The sequence below is a fragment of the Caballeronia sp. LZ065 genome (assembly GCF_031450975.1).
Taxonomy (GTDB): domain Bacteria; phylum Pseudomonadota; class Gammaproteobacteria; order Burkholderiales; family Burkholderiaceae; genus Caballeronia.
This window is the reverse complement of sequence record NZ_JARUXV010000001.1, coordinates 2,383,000-2,402,278: the sequence shown is the minus strand read 5'-3', so window position 1 is coordinate 2,402,278 and position 19,279 is coordinate 2,383,000. Positions and strand designations below refer to the sequence as shown.

At 64.9% G+C, this 19,279-nt stretch carries 17 protein-coding genes and 3 tRNA genes; 13 read left to right on the top strand and 7 right to left on the bottom strand.

The window, feature by feature from the left end; genetic code table 11:
* Nucleotides 1–100 precede the first annotated feature (100 nt).
* Genes era through nagZ form a run of 5 tightly spaced genes read left to right on the top strand, consistent with a single transcriptional unit; the run spans nt 101 to nt 4,155 of the window.
* Entirely contained in the window at nt 101–964 is an 864-nt protein-coding gene (gene era / locus QCE63_RS11040; protein WP_309833775.1) for a GTPase Era, read from the top strand.
* A 30-nt stretch (nt 965–994) separates the two neighbouring features.
* Nucleotides 995–1,903 carry a DNA repair protein RecO gene (gene recO / locus QCE63_RS11035; RefSeq protein ID WP_309832857.1) on the top strand — a complete coding sequence of 303 codons (909 nt, stop codon included), beginning with the start codon at nt 995–997 and terminating at the stop codon, nt 1,901–1,903.
* Nucleotides 1,900–2,673: a pyridoxine 5'-phosphate synthase gene (gene pdxJ, locus QCE63_RS11030; protein ID WP_309832856.1), complete on the top strand. Its 774-nt coding sequence runs from the start codon at nt 1,900–1,902 to the stop codon at nt 2,671–2,673. The genes recO and pdxJ overlap by 4 nt, the downstream gene beginning before the upstream one ends.
* Nucleotides 2,674–2,684: 11 nt before the next feature.
* Nucleotides 2,685–3,089, top strand: coding sequence for a holo-ACP synthase (gene acpS, locus QCE63_RS11025; protein ID WP_309832854.1), 405 nt, complete (start codon nt 2,685–2,687; stop codon nt 3,087–3,089).
* Nucleotides 3,090–3,126: 37 nt separating this feature from the next.
* The gene (gene nagZ, locus QCE63_RS11020) at nt 3,127–4,155 is read left to right on the top strand and encodes a beta-N-acetylhexosaminidase (RefSeq protein WP_309832853.1); all 1,029 of its coding nucleotides are present in this window, start codon (nt 3,127–3,129) and stop codon (nt 4,153–4,155) included.
* A gap of 82 nt (nt 4,156–4,237) precedes the next feature.
* Here the strand turns inward: nagZ and QCE63_RS11015 are convergent, their stop codons facing one another.
* The 4 genes from QCE63_RS11015 to earP all read right to left on the bottom strand — a co-directional run bounded on the left by QCE63_RS11015 (nt 4,238) and on the right by earP (nt 8,488).
* The gene (locus QCE63_RS11015) at nt 4,238–5,644 is read right to left on the bottom strand and encodes a sigma-54 dependent transcriptional regulator (protein WP_309832851.1); all 1,407 of its coding nucleotides are present in this window, start codon (nt 5,642–5,644) and stop codon (nt 4,238–4,240) included.
* Nucleotides 5,645–5,816: 172 nt separating this feature from the next.
* A complete protein-coding gene (locus tag QCE63_RS11010) occupies nt 5,817–6,158 on the bottom strand; it encodes a BON domain-containing protein (protein WP_309833774.1) in 342 nt (113 codons plus the stop codon).
* 270 nt (nt 6,159–6,428) lie between these two features.
* Complete coding sequence (gene efp / locus QCE63_RS11005; protein WP_309832849.1) at nt 6,429–6,986, bottom strand: elongation factor P; 558 nt, start codon at nt 6,984–6,986, stop codon at nt 6,429–6,431.
* A gap of 329 nt (nt 6,987–7,315) precedes the next feature.
* A complete protein-coding gene (gene earP / locus QCE63_RS11000) occupies nt 7,316–8,488 on the bottom strand; it encodes an elongation factor P maturation arginine rhamnosyltransferase EarP (protein ID WP_404990098.1) in 1,173 nt (390 codons plus the stop codon).
* A gap of 133 nt (nt 8,489–8,621) precedes the next feature.
* Between earP and uvrC the strand changes: the two genes are divergently transcribed.
* The 6 genes from uvrC (at nt 8,622) to QCE63_RS10970 (ending at nt 12,738) form a co-directional block, all read left to right on the top strand.
* Complete coding sequence (gene uvrC / locus QCE63_RS10995) at nt 8,622–10,781, top strand: excinuclease ABC subunit UvrC (protein ID WP_309832847.1); 2,160 nt, start codon at nt 8,622–8,624, stop codon at nt 10,779–10,781.
* A 130-nt stretch (nt 10,782–10,911) separates the two neighbouring features.
* Nucleotides 10,912–11,508 (top strand): CDP-diacylglycerol--glycerol-3-phosphate 3-phosphatidyltransferase, encoded by a 597-nt coding sequence (gene pgsA, locus QCE63_RS10990; protein WP_309832846.1) that lies wholly within the window; start codon nt 10,912–10,914, stop codon nt 11,506–11,508.
* 185 nt (nt 11,509–11,693) lie between these two features.
* Nucleotides 11,694–11,769, top strand: a tRNA-Gly gene (locus tag QCE63_RS10985).
* A gap of 95 nt (nt 11,770–11,864) precedes the next feature.
* A tRNA-Gly gene (locus tag QCE63_RS10980) sits at nt 11,865–11,940 on the top strand.
* Between the two features lie 75 nt (nt 11,941–12,015).
* A tRNA-Cys gene (locus QCE63_RS10975) sits at nt 12,016–12,089 on the top strand.
* 148 nt (nt 12,090–12,237) lie between these two features.
* A complete protein-coding gene (locus QCE63_RS10970) occupies nt 12,238–12,738 on the top strand; it encodes a GNAT family N-acetyltransferase (RefSeq protein ID WP_309832845.1) in 501 nt (166 codons plus the stop codon).
* Here the strand turns inward: QCE63_RS10970 and QCE63_RS10965 are convergent.
* Together QCE63_RS10965 and QCE63_RS10960 are read right to left on the bottom strand one after the other, a co-directional pair.
* Complete coding sequence (locus tag QCE63_RS10965; protein ID WP_309832844.1) at nt 12,733–13,620, bottom strand: cytochrome c oxidase assembly protein; 888 nt, start codon at nt 13,618–13,620, stop codon at nt 12,733–12,735. The two genes, QCE63_RS10970 and QCE63_RS10965, sit on opposite strands and share 6 nt — an antisense overlap.
* Before the next feature lie 2 nt (nt 13,621–13,622).
* A complete protein-coding gene (locus tag QCE63_RS10960; RefSeq protein ID WP_309832842.1) occupies nt 13,623–14,237 on the bottom strand; it encodes an SCO family protein in 615 nt (204 codons plus the stop codon).
* A 264-nt stretch (nt 14,238–14,501) separates the two neighbouring features.
* On the opposite strand from QCE63_RS10960, the gene otsB reads away from it, so the two are divergent.
* Together otsB and otsA are read left to right on the top strand one after the other, a co-directional pair.
* Entirely contained in the window at nt 14,502–15,254 is a 753-nt protein-coding gene (gene otsB / locus QCE63_RS10955) for a trehalose-phosphatase (RefSeq protein WP_309809095.1), read from the top strand.
* A complete protein-coding gene (gene otsA, locus QCE63_RS10950) occupies nt 15,251–16,642 on the top strand; it encodes an alpha,alpha-trehalose-phosphate synthase (UDP-forming) (protein WP_309832841.1) in 1,392 nt (463 codons plus the stop codon). The genes otsB and otsA overlap by 4 nt, the downstream gene beginning before the upstream one ends.
* A gap of 16 nt (nt 16,643–16,658) precedes the next feature.
* Here otsA and QCE63_RS10945 read toward each other — a convergent pair whose 3' ends face one another.
* Complete coding sequence (locus QCE63_RS10945) at nt 16,659–18,482, bottom strand: ABC transporter ATP-binding protein (protein ID WP_309832840.1); 1,824 nt, start codon at nt 18,480–18,482, stop codon at nt 16,659–16,661.
* Nucleotides 18,483–19,279: the final 797 nt, after the last annotated feature.

Here is a 19,279-nt window from a genome sequence, read left to right as displayed (position 1 = left end):
GCCGCCGCGCGCCCGGGCCCGGCTTGCTCCGCCGCGCCCCAACGAAACCTTGCTGCACACGACTATGAACACTTCTGTATCCCCCGGTTTCCGCTGCGGCATGATCGCCATCGTCGGCCGGCCGAACGTCGGCAAATCGACGCTGATGAACGCGCTCGTCGGCCAGAAGGTGAGCATCACCTCGCGCAAGGCGCAGACCACGCGCCACCGCATCACCGGCATCAACACCATCGGCGACGCGCAGTACATCTTCGTCGATACCCCCGGTTTCCAGACGCGCCACAGCGGCGCGCTCAACCGCTCGCTGAACCGCGCGGTGACCTCGACGCTCACCTCCGTCGACGCCATCCTGTTCGTCATCGAGGCTGGCCGTTTCGGTCCCGACGACCAGCAAGTGCTCAATCTGATTCCGCCCGGCACACCCACGCTGCTGATCGCCAACAAGCTCGACCGCGTCGGCGACAAGAATTCGCTGTTCCCGTTCATGCAGCAGATGTCGGCGTTGCGTGACTTCCGCGAGATCGTGCCGCTGGCGGCGAAGCAGCCCGAAGACATCAAGCGTCTGCTCACCGTGCTCAAGCCGTATCTGCCCGAAGGCGAGCCGATCTACGGCGAAGACGATCTCACCGACCGCAGCGAGCGTTTCCTTGCGGCGGAAATCCTGCGCGAGAAAGTGTTCCGCTGGACCGGCGACGAACTGCCGTACACGAGCACCGTGCTGATCGAGAAGTTCGAGACCGAAGGCCGCCTGCGTCGCGTGTTCGCGACCATCATGGTGGACCGTGACGGCCACAAGGCGATGATCATCGGCCAGAAGGGCGCGAAGCTGAAGCAGATCAGCACCGAAGCGCGCCTCGACATGGAGAAGCTGTTCGACGGCCCCGTGTATCTGGAAACCTTCGTCAAGGTGAAGAGCGGTTGGGCCGACAACGAAGCCGGCTTGCGCGCCTACGGCTACGAATAAACAGCGACCGAAACGGATGAGCCACCACTCATGGACGACGGCACGAATGACGCGTGGATGACGCCGTCCGCCGACGATCGTCCTGACGACGATTTCGACGCGACCGAGCGTCCGGCCGCGCGCGTCGCGAAAAAGCGCGCGCGCGGAGCGGCAACCAGCGCCGGCGCGTCCGCGAGCGAAGGCGCGGAGAAGCTGGAGAAGCGTCCACGCGCCGCGCCGCGTTCGGACTTCCGCATTGCCGAGCAACCGGGCTTCGTGCTGCACAGCTATCCGTATCGCGAGACAAGCCTGATCATCGACGTGTTTTCGCGCGATTACGGCCGTGTCGCGCTCGTCGCGAAAGGCGCGAAACGCCCGCATTCCGCGCTGCGCGGCGTGTTGCAGACCTTCCAGCCGCTCGGACTGTCGTGGACCGGCAAGGGCGAAGTGCGCACGCTGACCACGGCCGAATGGGTCGGCGGCATGCTGCCGCTCGCGGGCGACGCGCTGCTGTGCGGCTTCTACGTCAACGAGTTGCTGGTGAAGTTCTGCGCCCGCGAGGACGCGCATCCCGCGCTTTTCAATCACTACGTGCTGACGCTCTCGCGCCTGGCTCACGACGAACCTGCCGTGCAGGTGCTGCGTTCGTTCGAGCGCGTGCTGTTGCGCGAAACCGGCTATGCAATGAACCTGACGCGCACCGTGACGCGCCAGCCCGTGACGCCCGACGGCCGCTACGTGTTCGATCCGGACCGCGGCGTGCGCGAAGCGTCCGATGATCTTCCGCCGCAATGGCCGGTGATCTCGGGACAGACGCTGCTCGACATGGAGCGCGACGACTTCGCCAGCCCGCAGGCCGCGGCCCAGAGCAAGACGCTGATGCGCTTCCTGCTGAATCATTACCTGGGCGGCACGCCGCTCGCCACCCGTCAGATACTGATCGACCTGCAAAAACTATGAGCTTCTTTCTCTCGTCGCCTGCGAACGTGATCGATCTGGGCGTGAATATCGATCACGTCGCCACGCTGCGCAATGCGCGCGGCACGTCCTATCCCGATCCGATCCGCGCGGCGCTGGCCGCCGAGGAAGCGGGCGCCGACGTCATCACGCTGCATCTGCGCGAAGACCGCCGCCATATCGTCGATGCCGACGTGCGCACGCTGCGTCCGCTGCTGAAAACGCGCATGAATCTGGAGTGCGCGGTGACGCGCGAGATGCTCGACATCGCGTGCGAGATCCAGCCGCACGATGTCTGTCTCGTGCCGGAGAAGCGTCAGGAAGTCACGACCGAAGGCGGCCTCGATGTCGCGGGCCGCTTCGAAGAAGTGAAGGCCGCGTGCCGGCAACTGGCCGACGCGGGCGCGCGCGTGTCGCTGTTCATCGATCCGGACGAGACGCAGATTCGCGCGGCGCAGGAAGCGGGCGCGCCGGTCATCGAACTGCATACCGGCCGCTATGCCGAGGCGCACGACGAAGCCGCGCAGCAGGACGAATTCGAGCGCGTGGCACGGAGCGTCGACTTCGGCAATGCGCTGGGTCTGAAGGTCAACGCCGGGCACGGGCTGCACTACACCAACGTGCAGGCGATCGCCGCGCTGCCGGGCATCGTCGAACTGAACATCGGTCACGCGATCGTCGCGCATGCGATCTTCGCCGGCTGGGACAACGCGGTCCGCGAGATGAAGGCGATCATGGTCGCCTCGCGTCTCGCCGCCGGTCACGCACGCTAACGCGAATCCACATGGCGATCTACGGAATCGGCACCGACATCGCGCAGGTCAGCCGCATCGCGGCGGTCATGGCGCGCACCAAGGGACGTTTCGCCGAGAAAGTGCTCGGCCCGGACGAACTGCGCATCTATCACGCCCGGCGCGCGCGCTCGGAAGTGCGCGGCCTCGCGTTCCTTGCCACGCGCTTTTCGGCCAAGGAAGCGTTTTCGAAGGCGATCGGCCTCGGCATGCGCTGGCCGATGACCTGGCGCGCATTGCAAACGCTCAACGAGCCGAGCGGCAAGCCCGTGTGCGTCGCGTCCGGCGAACTGGCCGAGTGGCTCGCGCAGCGCGGCATCACCGCGCAGATCACGGTCAGCGACGAGCGCGACTACGCGGTGTCGTTCGTGATCGCCGAGACGCCCGAGCGCGTCTGACACTCTTTCCATCCATTCAGGGCTTCCATTGAAATCGATGAAACGCACTCCCGGCCCCGTCATGCTCGATGTCGCCGGCACGACGTTGTCCGACGCCGACATCGACCGCCTCACGCATCCGATGACCGGCGGGATCATCTTGTTCGCGCGGCACTTCGAGAACCGCGCGCAGCTGGTCGCATTGACCGATGCGATCCGCGATGTGCGCGAGGACATCCTGATCGCCGTCGATCACGAAGGCGGGCGCGTGCAGCGCTTCCGCACCGATGGCTTCACGGTGCTGCCCGCGCCCGGCCGGCTCGGCGAGCTGTGGGACCGTGACGTGCTCGCCGCGACGAAGACGGCGACCGCGTTCGGCTACGTGCTGGCGTCCGAACTGCGCGCGTGCGGCATCGACATGAGCTTCACGCCGGTGCTGGATCTGAACTACGGGCAGTCGAAGGTGATCGGCGATCGTGCGCTGCATGGCGATCCGCGCGTCGTGACGATGCTCGCGAAGAGCCTGAATCACGGCCTGGCGCTCGCAGGCATGGCGAACTGCGGCAAGCATTTCCCGGGTCACGGTTTCGCGTCCGCCGATTCGCACGTGGCGCTGCCCACCGACGACCGCGCGCTCGACGACATCCTCGCCGCCGACGTGCGTCCCTATGACTGGCTCGGCATGTCGCTGGCGTCGGTGATCCCGGCGCATGTCATCTACACGCAGATCGACGACAAGCCCGCCGGCTTTTCGCGCATCTGGCTGCAGGACATCCTGCGCGGCAGGCTTGGCTTCAACGGCGCGATCTTCAGCGACGATCTCTCGATGGAAGCGGCCCGCGCCGGCGGCACGCTCACCGAAGCGGCGAGCGCCGCGCTTGCGGCAGGTTGCGACATGGTGCTGATCTGCAATCAGCCGGAAGAGGCGGGACGAGTGCTGAAGCAATTGCGGCATGCGCCGTCGAAGACGTCGGTGCAGCGGCTCAGGCAGATGCGGCCGCGCGGCAAGGCGCTGCGCTGGGACAAACTGCAGGGACAGGCGGAGTATCGGGCGGCCCGCGCGCTCATCAAGGACACGCTGGGCTGATTGCTTCCGGACGGTTCAGCGGACGATTCAGATGAAAAAAAACGCCACGATCGTGGCGTTTTTTTTCAGCTTAGTTAAAGCATCACGACGGCTCGAGCTTCATCCGTTGCAGCTTGTTGTAGAGCGTCTTCGGACTGATGCCCAGCAGCGTCGCCGCCCGATGCCGCGTGCCGCCCACCGCTTCGAGCGTCGCGCGGATCAGCATGTCCTCGACGTCGGCCAGCGCCGTGCCCACCGTCACCTGCACGCTGCTGCCGTTCAGGCCGCGTCCGCCGAGTCCGCCCGGTTCATCGACGCGCAAAGTCTCGATGGTTTCACCCGACGCGTGGTAAGCGCGCCGCACGCGCTCGCGCATCTCGCGAACGTTGCCCGGCCATTCGGTCGCGAAGCACTCGCGGATGAACGCGGGGCTGACGCGTTTCGGCGATCCGCTCGTGATGCCGGCGATGTGATTCTCGCGGTTGAGTTCGTCGACGAGCGCTTCCGCGATGAGCGCGATGTCGTCGTCGCGTTCGCTTAGCGGCGGCAGCATGATCGACGAGGCCGACAGCCGCTGGAACAGGTCTTCGCGCATCGCGCCGCTCGCAACGGCCTCGCGCATCGGCGTGCGCGACGCGGCGATCAGGCGGAAGTCCGTCATGATCCGGTTGCTGCCGCCCACCCGCATGAAGGTCTGCGAATCGAGCGCGCGCAACAGCGCTTCCTGCTGCGGCAACGGCAGGGAATCGATCTGGTCGAGGAACAGCGTGCCGCCGCCCGCCTGTTCCAGCAGGCCCGGTTCGCGATGCTCCGCGCCCGCGTAGGCATTGCGCTCATGACCGAACAGGATGCTTTCCATCGTGCGCTGGGGCGCCTCGCCGGCCGTGCCGGAATGGCGGTACGCGGAGCAGTCGAAGGTCACGAACGGGCCTTTGCGGCGACGGCTCAGCTGATGAATCGTGCGCGCCGCGATCTTCTTGCCCGTGCCCGGTTCGCCGCAGATCAACACGGCCGCTTCGGTCGGCGCCGTGTGTTCGATGAGATCGTAGACGTGCTGCATCGCCGCGCTGCGGCCGGTCATGTCGCCGAAGTGGCCCAGGTCGCGCAGGGTGGAGCGCAACGCCTGCACTTCCTCGGTGAGTTCATACGGACGCGGGATGCGCGCCAGCAGGCTGCGCAGGCGCGGAATGTTGACCGGCTTCAGCAGGTAATCCCAGATGCCGTGCCGCAAGCCCTCGATCGCGCTTTCCACGGTCGCGTTGCCGGTCATCACGATCACCGGCAACGCGCCGTCCGGCGGTTGCGAGGGCAGGCTCGGCAACAGATCGAGGCCGCTGCCGTCTGGCAGATTCAGGTCGATCAGCACGACATCGGGGATGAAGCGCGTAAGCGCGGAGCGTGCCTCGGCGAGGGTCGTCGCCGTATCGACGGAAAAGCCGTCCGCCGACAGAATCGCGGACAGACCTGAGAGGCTATTGGGATCGTCTTCGACAATCAGGGCGTGTGGCATGGCGGACCAATGTCTCGAAGTGGACTGTAATGCACCGTTGCTACGTGCCTGCCGCAACGGCGCGGCACGGGCGTTCGGTGTTTCGTGGGCGGGTGGCGCTGCTTTCGTCTGCCGCCCCGCTGCGGTTCTCGTCCTGCATTACTCGTGTGTCATCTGTTTTTCGGTGAACGCCTCAGCGCGGCCTGAGATGCAATTCGTTGCTGACGGATTGCACGCCCGGCACGGCGCGGGTCACGGCCAGCGCGCGCTCGATCTGCGCATCCGATTCCACGTAACCCGCAACCTGCACCACGCCGTGATACGTCGCGACGCTTACCGGCAACGATCTCAGCTGTGGATCCGCAGCCAATGCCTGCTTCACGCGGGCGGCCAAGGTTGCATCATCGGTCGCCGGCTGGCCGGCAGCGGGCGCTGCGGACGGCGGCGTCGATTTACATCCCGACAACGCGAAAGGCGGCAGGGCGAGTGCCGCCACAATCAACAACCGGCTCGTAAGGGGACGCGGTTTGTGCATGTCGGCTCTGAAATCGTTATCGAAAGTTTTCAGCAGGAACCGTGCCACGCGGGTGATTTTTCCGATCGTGGCCGGATGGCGTAGCCTTTGCGGAGGTTTCGCGGTCGAGCGCGATCTCATCAAATGAGGGCCCGAGCGGTAAAGTTTGCCTGAATTTGTCAAGAAATTCATGCAAAAGAAAAAGCGCCCGTGGAAGGGCGCTTGTTCGGGGAGCGGTCGCGGCGCGTTGCTTCGTGCCGCGGCTCCAGCGTAGCCGTGCGAGTGCGAAACTTAAGCGCGGCTGCGGTACTCGTTCGTACGCGTGTCGATTTCGATCTTGTCGCCGATATTGCAGAACAGCGGCACTTGCAGCTCAAAACCGGTGTTCAGCTTGGCGGTCTTCAGCACCTTGCCCGACGACGTGTCGCCCTTCACGGCCGGTTCCGTGTAGATGATTTCGCGCACGAGCGTGGTGGGCAGTTCGACCGAGATGGCCTTCTCGTTGTAGAACACGACTTCGCACGCCATGCCGTCTTCGAGGTAGTTGAGCGCGTCGCCCATCATTTCGGCTTCGACTTCGAACTGGTTGTAGTCGGCGTCCATGAAGACGTACATCGGGTCGGCGAAGTAGGAGTAAGTCACTTCCTTGCGGTCCAGCAGCACGACGTCGAACTTGTCGTCCGCCTTGTAGACGGTTTCCATGCCGGAGTTCGTCAGCAGGTTCTTGAACTTCATCTTCACGACCGCGGCGTTGCGGCCCGACTTGTTGTACTCGGCGCGCTGCACCACCATGGCATCGCTGCCGACCATGACGACGTTGCCGACGCGGAGTTCTTGTGCGGTCTTCATAAAACTGGGTCCTGTACGAATGGATAGGGCTACATGCCTGGATGATTCGATCCGGCAGCGGCGCTCTGCCGCCACGCGTGAATGCTGGCTAATGAGGAAGGCGGCTTGTCATGCAACGTCGTCTGCCATGCCGGCCGTTGCTGCTCATTGCTGCTCATTGCTGCTGACTGTCGCAGGACGCCGGTGCGTTGGCCGGAACTTGCCACCGCCTGTCCGGTGCCTGCTTGCGCAGCTTCCTCAGATAACCGCTTATTTTAACTGAGTTTTTGCCCGTTGGGCCAGTTGGATGACGCATGCGAAGGGGCAGCGCTCAGGCGGCGGCAGGGTCCTCACGCGCGAGGCAGGCGCGCAAGCACATGCTCGACGAGATTGCCCGCCAGGTCGCCGATGCCCGCCAGTTCGCCGGCCCAGCTCGCGGCGCGCGCCTCGAGCGCCCGGCGATGACGCCAGAAATCGGCCCAGTCCGGCGTGCCCGCGCCGTTCCACGCGTGCCAGAAGCGTGCCGTCGAGGCCCGCGCCGACGCGTCGAGCCCATGCGTGTAGTGAGCGAGCGCGGCATCGAGCTTGGGGAGATGGGCGTCGTCGGCTTGCGGATAGATGTGCCAGGCGAACGGCTTGCAGGCCCACTGCGCACGCACGAACGAATCCTCGCCGCGCACGAAATTGATGTCGGCGGCCCACAGCAAGGCGTCGAAACGCGGCTGCTCGACGAATCCCAGCGCGTGGGCCCGCAATGCGCCCGCACGAGCCGACATGTCCGCCGCGAAGCGGGGCACGCCGAAGAAGCGCGCCAACGCGCCCGAGATGCGGCCTTCGGGCGCGAGCAGCACGACCGGCGCGGCGCCGTCGCGCCACTGTGCGAGCATGCTGTCGATGGCAGGGTTCTCGTAAGTGAACAGAGAGATGACGGTGCTGTCGGCGCTTGGCGGCTCGCCATGCACGTGTTCGCGCCACCAGGCGGGCGCATCGAACGCCGCGCGTCGCGCGTCGAGATCGCGTTCCTTCAGTACGCCGCCCGTGCCTGCGCCCAGTCCGGGAAAGAAGAAGGTCTTCTCGAGCGGATACCGCGGATGCGGCGACGGCCGCGTGTGAAAGTCCGCGACCCAGTCTTCGCCGCTCAGATACTCCAGGTTCACCCAGACCGGCTTGCGCTCGCGCCGCGCCATCGAGGCGATGTAGGCGGGCGGCAACTCGCACGCGAACGCTTCGATCACGACGTCCGCGATGTCGAGCCTGTCGCCGGCATGCGCGGGATCGCGCCAGTGCTCGATCACGACGCCCATGGCTTCTTGTCGCGCGAGCGTGGCGTCGACGGCCGGGCAGAGGGCGTGGAAGACTTTCAGATCGTCGACGACGAGCCGCACGCGCCAGCCGTATTCGGCTCGCAGCTGCCGCGCGAGCCGCCAGCAGACGCCGATGTCGCCGAAGTTGTCGATGACCGCGCAAAAGATGTCGCAGGCGAGTTCCGGGGTGGCGGACGGCATGGGCGGCTGCTCGGACATGGGACGTTGGCGCGCGGCGTAATGTTCTAAACTGGCGATTCTAAGATAACGACCGCGGCCCTGGCGCCTGCGCGCGCCTCCCCATCCAGGCTTCGCGCCGCGCCTCGCGCGGGACACTCGCGACTTTCGCTGCATGACTGACTCCGCCGCACACGAATCCGCTCCCGACGCGGAGTTCGACCCGAAGAAGACCCTTGCGCAACTGCCCCATCTGCCGGGCGTGTACCGCTACTACGACAGCGGCGGCAACGTGCTGTACGTCGGCAAGGCGCGCAATCTGAAGAAGCGCGTGTCGAGCTATTTCACGAAGACGCTGCATTCGCCGCGCATCGCGATGATGGTGACGCGCATCCGCAAGATCGAAACCACCGTCACGCGTTCCGAAGCCGAAGCGCTGCTGCTCGAGAACAACCTGATCAAGGCGCTCGCGCCGCGCTACAACATCCTGTTTCGCGACGACAAGTCGTATCCGTTCCTCAAGCTCACGGGCCACACGTTCCCGCGCATGGCGTACTACCGGGGCGCGGTCGACAAGAAGAACCAGTATTTCGGGCCGTTTCCGAGCGCGTGGGCCGTGCGCGAGAGCATCCAGATCCTGCAGCGCGTGTTTCAGTTGCGGACGTGCGAGGACTCGGTGTTCAGCAACCGCACCAGGCCGTGTCTGCTGCATCAGATCGGGCGCTGCACCGCGCCGTGCACCGGACTCATCAGCGAGGAGGATTACACGCGCGACGTCGCCAACGCGTCGCGCTTCCTGCTCGGGCGGCAGGGCGAAGTGATGAAGGAACTCGAGCAGAAGATGCACGCCTTCGCCGCCGATCTCAAGTTCGAGCAGGCCGCGGCGGTGCGCAATCAGATGAGCTCGCTGTCGACGGTGCTGCATCAGCAGGCGATCGAGGTAGGCGGCGAGAGCGATGTCGATATCCTCGCGGTGGTCGCGCTGGGCGGCAAGGTGTGCGTGAATCTCGCGATGGTGCGCGGCGGCCGGCATCTCGGCGACAAGGCGTACTTTCCGACGCATGTTGAAAGCGCGCTGTCGCTGGGCGACGAGGATGAGTTGTCCGAGTTGCCCGAACTGGCGGATGACGCGCCGGTTGCGGCCGACGCCGAACCCGTCGCCGCGGCGGACGAAGCGAGTGTGGTTAAGCTTGAAGCGGATGCCGTCGCCGGAGCGAGCGAAGCCGAAGCCGAAGCCGAAGCCGAAGCCGAAGCCGAAGCCGAAGCCGACCCGCAACCCCGCGAAAACGCGCTCGAAGCCGAAGTGCTGGAAGCGTTCATGGCGCAGCATTACATCGGCAATCGGGTGCCGCCTGTGCTTGTCGTGAGTCACGCGCCCTCGAGCCGCGATCTCGTCGACCTGCTGATCGAGCAGGCCGGGCACAAAGTCACGCTGCTGCGCCAGCCGCAAGGACAGAAGCGTGTTTGGCTCTCGATGGCCGAGCAGAACGCGCGGCTCGCGCTCGCACGGCTGCTGTCGGAGCAGGGTTCGCAGCAGGCCCGCACCCGCGCGCTCGCCGACACGCTCGGCATGGAGACGGACGACCTCGCGCAGCTGCGGGTGGAGTGCTTCGACATCAGCCATACGATGGGCGAGGCCACGCAGGCGTCGTGCGTCGTGTTCCATCATCACAAGATGCAGTCGGGCGAGTATCGCCGCTACAACATCACCGGCATCACGCCCGGCGACGACTACGCCGCCATGCGCCAGGTGCTCACGCGCCGCTACGAGAAGATGGTCGCGCAGGCGGCCGCCAACGCCACCGACGAAGCCGCCACCCTGCAGCCCGGTGATGCCGCCGATCCGAACGCAACGCCCGATGGCGCCGAGCCCGTCGCCGCAGGCGGCACGCTGCCGACCATCGTGCTGATCGACGGTGGCAAGGGCCAGGTGGAAATCGCGAAGCAGGTGTTCTCGGAACTCGGTCTCGATCACGGCATGCTGGTCGGTGTCGCGAAGGGGGAAGGGCGCAAGGTTGGACTGGAGACGCTCATCTTCGCCGACGGCCGGCCCGCGCTCGAACTCGGCAAGGAAAGCGCAGCGCTGATGCTGGTCGCGCAGATCCGCGACGAAGCTCACCGCTTCGCGATCACCGGCATGCGGGCGAAACGTGCGAAAGCCCGTCAGACCTCGCGGCTGGAAGAACTCGAAGGCGTCGGCGCGAAACGGCGTCAGCGGCTGTTGTCGCGCTTCGGCGGATTGCGCGGCGTGCAGGCGGCGAGTGTCGAGGACCTGGCCAGTGTCGAAGGCATTTCGCTTGCGCTGGCACAGCAGATCTACCGTCAGTTGCATTAAGCCGCCTCCGGCGCGCCGCGCGACACGATGCCCGTCGCGGGGCACGCCGGCCCGGGTCGCTGCCTTGTGAGCGCGGGATCGACGCGGCACAATGGCGGCTCCCTTACATGTCTCTCACTCGCCTGCGCCCATGCCGTTCAATCTACCGATCTTTCTGACATGGCTGCGGATCGTGCTGATTCCGCTTGTCGTGGGCGTGTTCTATCTGCCGGACATGATGATGAGCCCGGAGCACCGCAACCTGCTCGGCATGCTGATCTTCGTGCTCGCCGCGCTCACCGACTGGTTCGACGGCTTTCTCGCCCGCAAGCTCAACCAGACGTCGGCGTTCGGCGCGTTCCTCGATCCCGTCGCCGACAAGCTGATGGTGACCGCCGCCTTGCTCGTGCTGGTGCAACTGTCGCGGCTGAACGCGGTGATCGCGCTCGTGATCGTCGGACGCGAGATCACCATCTCGGCGCTGCGCGAATGGATGGCGCAGATCGGCGCATCGAAGAGCGTCGCGGTGAACCAGCTCGGCAAGTTCAAGACGGTGTGCCAGATGGTCGCCATCCCGATGCTGCTGTTCTACGGCCCGCTCAAGATCAGCGGCACGCAATGGATGATCGACACGCGCGTATGGGGGCTGTGGCTCATCGATGTTGCCGCCGTGCTCACGGTGTGGTCGATGCTCTACTACATGAAGCTCGCGTGGCCACAGATTCGCGAGCGGGGCGGCATGCTGTAACGCGGCGCACCGCGCGAGGCCCGCAGATTCGTTGGCGCGGAATATTGCGTCGAAACGGAAAATTCCTCTCACAAAACTGTTGACAGGCTTCTTTAGCTTCTACATAATCTCGCTTCTCTGATGCACGGCACGACGCAAACAAGCGAAGTGCGAGAAAAACGTGCGGCGGAGTCAGCGGTAAAAATGCGGGAGTAGCTCAGTTGGTAGAGCGCAACCTTGCCAAGGTTGAGGTCGCGAGTTCGAGCCTCGTCTCCCGCTCCAGATCAGAAAGTTTCCGGTGTGGTCAGCGTTGAAGCAGCAGGCGCGTGACATCGGAAGCAGCAGCACAAGTAACACAGGCAGCATCGCAGGACATTGCGGGAGTAGCTCAGTTGGTAGAGCGCAACCTTGCCAAGGTTGAGGTCGCGAGTTCGAGACTCGTCTCCCGCTCCACTCAAAGGGGAAGCCAAGCTTCCCTTTTTGTTTGGTGAAGAAGCCGGCGGATGACCGGCAGCCGGAACCGCATACGGCGCGGTAGCAAAGCGGTTATGCAGCGGCCTGCAAAGCCGTTTAGACCGGTTCGACTCCGGTCCGCGCCTCCACTCGAAAGCCCTGATCCGTCAGGGCTTTTTCTTTGGCCCGCCGGTTTTCGCCAATCGCCAATCCGCTTTCGCGCCTGACCGCGTCACGCTTTATTCGCGGCCGCACGTCGCGCGGCATAATCGCGATACTCCCCGCATCCGGAATCCCATGACCGACCGACTCTCTTCACTCGAATGGCGCTGGAAGGCCTTCGACGACCTCTCGACCGCCGAGGTCTACGACATGCTCGCGGCGCGCAGCGCGGTGTTCGTCGTCGAGCAGAACTGCGTGTATGGCGACATCGACGGTCTCGATATCGATGCATGGCACCTGCTGGCCTATGGCGCAGGAGAGAACGGCCAGCGTCCCGTGCTCGCCGGCTATCTGCGGGTACTGCTGCCGGGCACGCCGAACGACACGGAGAAAGACGTGCGGATCGGCCGCGTGCTGACCACGGCGAAGTTCCGCGGTCTCAAGCTAGGCAATGCGATGCTCGAACGCGCACTCGAACGCATTCTCGCGCAATGGCCGGACGAACCGATCAGCCTGCACGCCCAGGCCCATCTCCAGCGCTTCTATGGCGCGTTCGGTTTCGTGGCGTCGTCGGGGACTCACGATGAGGACGGTATCCCGCATGTCTGGATGCGCCGCCCCGGCTTCGGTTCATGAAGCGACCGCGTTTGCCTTGACCTTCGCGCCACCCGGCGCGGAATCGACGCCGCGTCCGTTCTCCTTTCGCAGGCGCGTGCGCGCCGACAGCCGCATCCAGTGACGCAGCGCGATCAGCGCGCCGATCACGCTCATCATCGAACCCGGAATCCACAGCAGCAGGCCGCCGATCTGCTGGTCGCGCATCGGCGTGATCCACGTGAATGCGCGGCCGCAGATCGAATAGATCGGGTAGAGCTCGTGCGGCGTGAAGAAGATATACGCGCCCAGGATGATCTGCGGCGGAATCGCGGCGATCACGATCAGGATCCGCCTGCCGGGCGCGAGACGCGCGGGCGGCGCCGGACGCGGATCGAGCACGAGCCACCAGAACAGCAAGCCGTCGATGACCATGCTCCAGTTCATCACGCGGTAGAGCCGGGCATCCAGCATCGCCTTGAAGTGGATCGGCGAGAGCAGCCAGAAGTAGATCAGCCCGACGAACAGCACGACCGCCACCACTGGATTGAACACGACGGCAAAGAAGCCGCGCGCCACGCTGCTCTGGGCCGCCGGACGCACCCAGCGCCTGCGCCAAGTGAACGGAATGCCCGCGCGCAACGCCGCGCCGGGATACGACAGCGCAATGAAGAACGGCCCGAGATGATGCAGCACCAGATGCTGTAGTCGATGCATGAAGAACTCATGCTCGAAGAAGTAATCGAGCCGCGTATGTAGCGCCACGTAGAGCGCGCCCAGCCCGAACCAGAACGCGATGCGCCGCGCCAGCGTCACGCGCGCATGCCGCGCGCCGCGCGCGAACAGGATGCCGGCGACGAGCACCGCGATCACGACCGTCGGCGACGGCTCCCAGGGGTCGAGCCAGTAGAGCAGGGTATGCATGGTCAGGAAGCCTTCGCGTCGATCACGCGTTTCAGATCGGTCGCGATGGCGTCCGCGGAATCCTGCTCGGTGGCGAGCAGGCGCGCGTGGCCTGCGGCGTCGAAGATGTAGACGGCGGAGCTGTGCGTGACCTCATACGCGCCGTCCGGTGCGCGCTTTTCCATTTGATAAGCCACGCGATAACGCTGTGCGACCCGCTCGATGGCGCGGTCCGTGCCGGTCAGGCCGACGGCGTGCTTGTCGTCGAAGGCGCGCACATACGAGCGCAGCAGCGCGGGCGTGTCGCGCGCGGGATCGACGGAGATGAACACGATGCGCGCCTTGTCCGCCTCCGGCCCGACGCGCTCCAGCACCTGCATCAGCCGCGCCATGGTTTCCGGGCAGACATCCGGACAATGCGTGTAGCCGAAGTAGACCAGCGTGGTCCGGCCCGCGAAGGACTGGCCGGTGACGGGCTGGCCGCCGTCATCGACGAGCGAAAAGTCCAGGTCGGGCAGGTGACCGGATACATCGGTGAGATGCCAGGGCTCGGCGGGCTTTGAGCAGGCGGCAAGCGCGCAGACGCTCAGAAGGGCGATGACCCGCCGCAGGGGAAAGGCTGGGAACGAAGCGTGCATCGGGATTCGTCTTGCAGGATGATTCGAGGACAACGTCGCAAAATACACGCCTTTTGCCTGATGACCGGCAAAAGATCACGTTGCCCCGGCTTTTTCGAGACGATTTGCCGCACATTTCAAGGGCGCTGAAAGACCCTGCGCCGGCATTCGTAAGATAAAGGCTTGCTTGCCCGAAAGCGCTCAGGCGGTAAGATGCCCACACTTCGCGCATGTCTGGCGGCGTCTGTCCAGGGTGTCGCCAGCCACACACCAGGCCCAAGATCGATGCAAATTCTCCCTGATTCCCTCTCGCTTGCCGAGACCGCCTTCTTCTTCGATTTCGACGGCACATTGGTCGAACTCGCCTCCACGCCGGACGGCATCTTCGTGCCGCGTTCGGTGCCCGACATCCTCGCGGCGCTCAGGCGCGCGACCAATGGTGCGGTGGCGGTGGTGTCGGGGCGCGGGATCGACAATATCGACTCGTTCCTGCACATGCCCGACCTGCCCGTCGCGGGTATGCACGGCGCGGAACGGCGCGACGCCAACGGCGACCTCCAGCGCATCGGCTTCAACGACGAACGCCTGCTGCGCATGGAACACGAGCTGGAAAAGGTCGTGAGCGCAAACCCCGGCATGCTGCTCGAAATCAAGGGCGCGGCGCTGGCGCTGCACTATCGCAATGCGGCCGAGCGCGAACCCGCCGCGCGCGCCGCGACCGAGCGTCTGGTGCAGCAATACGCCGATGCCTACGTGCTGCAACCGGGCAAGATGGTCTACGAGATCAAGCCGAAGGATGTCGACAAAGGCCGCGCCGTGCGCGCGTTCCTGGCTGAGCCGCCGTTCACCGGACGCCGTCCGGTGTTCATCGGCGACGATCTCACCGATGAAAAAGGCTTCGCGGTGGTCAATGAGTTCGACGGCCTCTCGGTCAAGGTCGGTCCCGGCGATACGGTCGCACGGGCGCGCATCGAGTCGGTCGAACTGCTGCTCGACTGGCTGCAGGTCATCTCGGGCACGGCGGGGAAGCACGCGTGAGCCGCCTCATCATCGTGTCGAACCGGGTGGCGCCGATTTCCGAAGGCGGCCCGGCGGCAGGCGGTCTGGCGGTCGGCGTGTACGACGCGCTCAAGGAAACCGGCGGCATGTGGTTCGGCTGGAGCGGCGACGTGCTGTCCTCCCCCACGGACGCCCAGCCCGGCATCAAGCTTGAAGAACACGGACCGGTGACGTTCGCGACCATTGGCCTGTCGCGGCGCGACTATGACCAGTATTACCGCGGCTTTTCCAACGCGACGTTATGGCCGGCGTTCCACTACCGCCCCGACCTGATCGAGTTCGACCGCAACGAGTTCGACGGCTATTGCCGCGTGAACCGCTGGCTTGCCGCGCAGCTCGCGCCGTTGCTCAAGCCCGACGACGTCATCTGGGTCCACGACTATCACCTGATTCCGTTCGCGCACGCATTGCGCGCGCAGGGCGTGACGAACCGCATCGGCTTCTTCCTGCACATTCCGTTTCCCGCGCCGCAGATCCTGCTCGCCGTGCCGCGCCATCGCGAGCTGATGGAAGCGCTGTGCGCGTTCGATCTGCTCGGCTTCCAGACCGAACCCGATCTGCATGCGTTCTGCGAATACATCGTGACGGAGGCGGGCGGCGCGGTCACGCGCAACGCAGCGAAGCTCGCTGAGATTCGGGCGTTCGGGCAGAGCTTGCGCGCGGCGGCGTATCCGATCGGCGTCTATCCCGATGAAATCGCCGCGCTGGCGAAAGACGGCGAAAGCGGGCGCGACGTCGAGATCGTCAAGGCGACACTGCATCATCGCAAGCTCGTGATGAGCGTCGACCGGCTGGACTATTCGAAGGGGCTCGTCGAGCGTTTTCGTGCGTTCGAACGTCTGGTCGAACACGATTCGCATCAGCGCAACAACGTGTCGTTCCTGCAGATCGCGCCGCCGACGCGCTCGGACGTCGATGCCTATCGCGACATCCGGCTGCAACTCGAGGCGGAGTCGGGCCGCATCAACGGACGCTACGCCGAACTCGACTGGACGCCGATCCGCTACATCCATCGGCAATACGAGCGGCCGGTGCTCGCCGCGCTGTTCCGCGAGGCGCACGTCGGCCTCGTCACGCCTTTGCGCGACGGCATGAATCTGGTGGCGAAGGAGTATGTGTCGGCGCAGGATCCGGACGATCCCGGCGTGCTGGTGCTGTCGCAGTTCGCGGGCGCGGCGCGCGAACTGACGGCCGCGCTGATCGTGAATCCGCTCGACATCGACGGCATGGCTGATGCGCTCGCCACGGCGCTCAAGATGCCGTTGGCCGAGCGTCGAGCGCGCTACGGCGAGATGATGCAGCAACTGCGCGACAACAACGTCTCGGTCTGGCGCGACAACTTTCTGCGCGATCTGAATACGCGCTGAAGCCCGCCAGGCCCGCTCAGGCGGGCTGCTTGTGCGGCGTCGAGACGATCGACGGCAGCTTGCCGTGCTGCTTCGCGAGCAGTTCGCGATACAGCCCCGGACGTTCGCGCAGTTCTTGCGGCGAGCCGTCGTCGATGACCTTGCCCGAGCTCATCACGATGATGCGGTCGAAGTTCTGCAAGGTGGACAGACGGTGCGCGATGGCGATCACCGTGCGGCCGACCATCAGGCGGTCGAGCGCTTGCTGGATCGCTTCTTCCGACGCGCTGTCGAGCGCGGAGGTCGCTTCGTCGAGCAGCAGGATCGGCGCGTTCTTCAGGATGGCGCGCGCGATCGCGATGCGCTGGCGCTGGCCGCCGGACAGCTTGACGCCGCGGTCGCCGACGATCGTATCGAAACCTTCCGGCATTGCCTCGATGAAGTCCGTGCAGCGCGCCTCGCGGGCGGCGGCGAGCACTTCCTCGCGGCTCGCCTCGGGACGGCCGTAGGCGATGTTCTCGAACACGGTGCGGTGGAACAGCGAGATATCCTGCGGCACGAGCGCGATCGAATGACGCAGGCTGTCCTGCATGATCGAGCCGATTTCCTGGTCATCGATCCTGATACTGCCCTTCTGGGTTTCATAGAAACGCTGCAGCAGCGCGAGCACGGTGGACTTGCCCGCGCCCGACTTGCCGATCAGCCCGACGCGCTGGCCCGGCTCGATATGCAGATGGAAGCTGTCGAGAATCGGACGGCGGCGCGGATACGCAAACGTGACGTTTTCGAAGTCGACGCGTCCGCCTTGCGGCACGAGTTCGGTCGCGTCCGAGCGATCCGGCATGCCGTGCGGCTCGAGCAGCGTCTGCACGGCTTCGGCGAGACGCGCGACGTGCTGCGTCACATCCACCAAGGCCACGGCGAGGTCGCGCGTGCCGTGCAGGATGGTGAAGCCCAGCGAGCTGACCAGCACGATATCGCCCGAAGTCGCCTGGCCTTTCGACCACAGCCACAAGGCCCAGCCGAGCAGGCCGGCAGAGAGGATCGCCGTGACGACCGCATGGAACAGGCGCAGTTTTTCGAGATACAGCAGGCTTTGCTGGCGCGCGACCATTTCCGCCTTCACGGTCGAGCCGAAGCGCTTCTGTTCGCGGAAAGTCATGCCGAACGCACGCACGAGCGACATGTTGCCGATCACGTCGACGAGTTCACCATCCACCGACGCCGCCTTCGACGCAAAGTTGTGATGCCGCGCCGAGCCGCGCTTGGCGAGGCGGTAGAGGATCAGCGCCAGGACCAGTGACGCGGTCATCAGGCCGGCGGCCATCCAGGGATTCACCGAAACGATCATCACGATGGCGCCCAGCACCGCGATGCACGGCGGCAGGACATTCCAGGCCATGACGTTTTCGGCGGTGTAGATGGCGTTCGAGGTCGCGGTGATCCGGCTGGCGAGCATGCCGGGCTGCTTCTCGGAGAAATACGTGGGCGAGTGGCCGGAGAGATACGAAAAGAGGTCCTTGCGCAGGTCGCCGGTCACGATCACGAACACATGCGCGCCAACCCAGCCGCCGACCCGCCACAGCAGGTTATCGGCGGCGATCAGGCCGACCAGGATCATGAACGCGCCCCACAGCGGTCCGGGGTGTCCACGCCCTTGGCCGAGCACGTCGATCAGATGTTTGATCGCGTACTGCGAGGCGAGGGCACAGCCCACCGCGGCGAACACGCTGAAGAGCACGATGGAATGGGCGACGGGATGCCGGCGGATGTAGCGCAGCAGGAACGCGAGCGGATGATGCGCGTAGCTCGAAAGCTTCGCGTTGTACGCGTTACGCTGGGAGACGGTAAGTTGGTCCAATGGTCTTTTTTGGTCGTAGAGCGGTTGAGCGTGTTGCGCCTTCGGGCATGGCCGCAGCAACTTCCGCGGCAATCGAAATCTGGCCCGCCACGGCGCGACCGACGTCAAACAAGCGACGCTGCGCCGTCTCCATCACTGGATTGTAGCCAGTATCGCGGAGGGGCAAGGCGTCTTCGGGCCGACGATGTCCGGCCCATGTGAGCTCCGAACATCGCTGCGGCGGAAATTCTGGCGGCGGCCGGCCATTGCGCCGATCGGCTGGAGCCGCATGCATGGATCGAGGCTCGCCGCCATGCCGGGTCCAGCGTCTGTCCAGCGCACGGCGTCGGCGCGCATTGTAAGCACTTTGCGCAACTTTTTGCGCCCAATCGCTCGCCATACGGCAACGGGCGGCAGGGTTCAAGCAAGGGTAAAAGCACGTGGCGCGCCAGCGCCGGATACCGCACTGGATTCTCTGGCCGACAAGGCATCCGGATTCTGCTTTCTGAGCGGCAACGCCCGGCAATGCCGCGCCGCTTCGCCTGGAGGCACTGCAAACCCGTCCTCCAATGTAGAACAACCTTAATAAACAGGGGTTTGCAAAATGTATCCCTCTTGTAACAAGGTAAATAAGTTGAAATGACTGCCGCTGTGCGCGTGTAAAAAGCTCCATAATGCGCTCCGGGTTTCACCCTAGGCCGTAGACAGCTTTTTGCAAGTTGCCGTCAACCGTCCAGTTGCAAGCGCGTTAATTGCAGACGCACGGATTTTTGAGATATGGAACCGCACTTGCTTGGTCCAATCGTCCGCGCAGAAAC